Below are 1400 nucleotides of genomic sequence, written 5' to 3' on the forward strand. Positions count from 1 at the left end.
CCGTCTTTAGCTAAGAGAGAAACCGCGTGACAGCAGCGGCTTATCGAGGCTTCTTTTCGAGAGGAATGAGGAGGCGATAGCTGTGTCCAACAGAGCCTCCTCATCGAGAATCATGCGTCGGCTCACTACACTGTTTCCCTCTGAGTTCCTCGAAGAGCACGCCGAGGAACTCGGCGTGGTCGAGCGAGAGGGTAAGCTCCAGATTCCTGTCCTCGTGTGGGCGCTCGTGTTCGGCTTCGCCGCAGGCGAGAGCCGAACACTCGCTGGGTTTAGACGCTGCTACAACGCTACAGCTGACGAACCGATCTCTTCTGGCGGCTTCTATCACCGGTTGACACCGTTGCTCGCAGAGTATCTCCGCGACCTCGTCGAGCGCGGCCTCGATGAGGTCGCTGTCCCTGATGCTGTTGACGCTGATATCGACCGGTTCAGGGACGTGATGATCGCTGATGGAACGGTGCTGCGGTTGCACGAGTTTCTTTCTGATGAGTTTCAAGCCCGCCACGAGGAGCAGGCTGGAGCGAAGCTCCACCTGCTCCACAACGCTACCGACCAGACCATAGAACGGATCGATGTGACTGATGAGAAAACGCACGACAGCGCGCTATTCAAGACAGGATCGTGGCTGCAAGGACGACTGGTTCTGTTTGATCGAGCGTACTTCAAATACCGCCGCTTTGCGTTGATCGACGAGAACGACGGCTACTTCGTGAGTCGGCTGAAGCAGAACGCAAATCCGGTGATAACGGCGGAATTACGGGAATGGCGCGGCCGTGCCATTCCCTTGGAGGGCAAACAGATCCACGATGTGGTCGATGATCTCTCGCGGAAGTACATCGACGTAGAGGTCGAAGCGGAGTTCAAGCGTGGCCAGTACGAGGGAACTCGGTCGCTGGACACGAAGCGATTTCGCGTCGTCGGCGTCCGCAACGAGGACGCCGACGACTACCGCCTGTACATCACGAATCTACCGAGAGAGGAGTTTCTCCCGGCGGATCTAGCGACGCTGTATCGGTGTCGATGGGAAGTAGAAACGTTGTTCCGTGAGTTGAAGACGCAGTACGAACTGGACGAATTCGACACGAACAACCCTGATGTCGTGAAGATTCTACTGTACGCAGCGTTGCTGTCACTGCTGGTGAGTCGTGAGTTGTTGGATCTGGTCACTGAGCAGGCCGACGATGAGATCGTGTTTCCGCCGGAACGCTGGGCGGCGACCTTCCGGTCGCACGCCCAGCTCATCCTTCACGAACTCGGTGAGTACCTCGGTTACTCGCCACCGCCGTTGTTGGAGCGGCTAATCGAAGATGCCCAGAAAATCCACCAACAACGACCGATCTTACAAGAGACGCTCGCTACCGCTACACAACCGAGGTGTGAGTCTTAGCTAAAGACGAATA

At 56.7% G+C, this 1400-nt stretch carries 1 protein-coding gene; it reads left to right on the forward strand.

Annotated features, from left to right (window positions below):
* The first annotated feature begins 112 nt into the window (after nucleotides 1-112).
* The gene (locus C437_RS16395) at nucleotides 113-1387 is read left to right on the forward strand and encodes an IS4-like element ISHma1 family transposase (protein WP_004518115.1); all 1275 of its coding nucleotides are present in this window, start codon (nucleotides 113-115) and stop codon (nucleotides 1385-1387) included.
* Nucleotides 1388-1400: the final 13 nt, after the last annotated feature.

The organism is Haloarcula vallismortis ATCC 29715 (genome assembly GCF_000337775.1).
GTDB classification, from domain to species: domain Archaea; phylum Halobacteriota; class Halobacteria; order Halobacteriales; family Haloarculaceae; genus Haloarcula; species Haloarcula vallismortis.

Coding starts and splice junctions, on each gene's coding strand:
- C437_RS16395 (WP_004518115.1), top strand. CDS start 113: ATGCGTCGGCTCACTACACTGTTTCCCTCTGAGTTCCTCGAAGAGCAC.